Origin of the sequence: Alkalicoccobacillus porphyridii (genome assembly GCF_007293315.1) — a bacterium.
GTDB lineage: Bacteria > Bacillota > Bacilli > Bacillales > Bacillaceae_D > Alkalicoccobacillus > Alkalicoccobacillus porphyridii.
Window position 1 is genome coordinate 1 of sequence record NZ_VLXZ01000196.1, and the last position, 275, is coordinate 275.

Genomic DNA, 275 nt, shown 5'->3' on the forward strand with positions numbered 1-275 from the left:
GGGCCGCTTTTACCATGAACCCTCTGACAATTTACGTCTCGTAGGCGTAACGGGCACCAACGGCAAAACCACGACTACCCAGCTGCTGGCGCAGTGGAGCCAACTGCTTGGCGAAACCAGCGCGGTAATGGGCACCGTTGGTAACGGCCTGCTGGGGAAAGTGATCCCGACAGAAAATACCACCGGTTCGGCAGTCGATGTTCAGCATGAGCTTGCGGGGCTGGTGGATCAGGGCGCGACGTTTTGCGCAATGGAAGTTTCCTCCCACGGGCTGG

Annotated in this window: 1 protein-coding gene; it reads left to right on the plus strand. The window is 58.9% G+C overall.

Features of this window, described 5'->3' with window-relative positions:
- Positions 1-275: Mur ligase family protein (locus FN960_RS24005; RefSeq protein WP_260682102.1), on the plus strand; the 275-nt coding region annotated here is incomplete at both ends.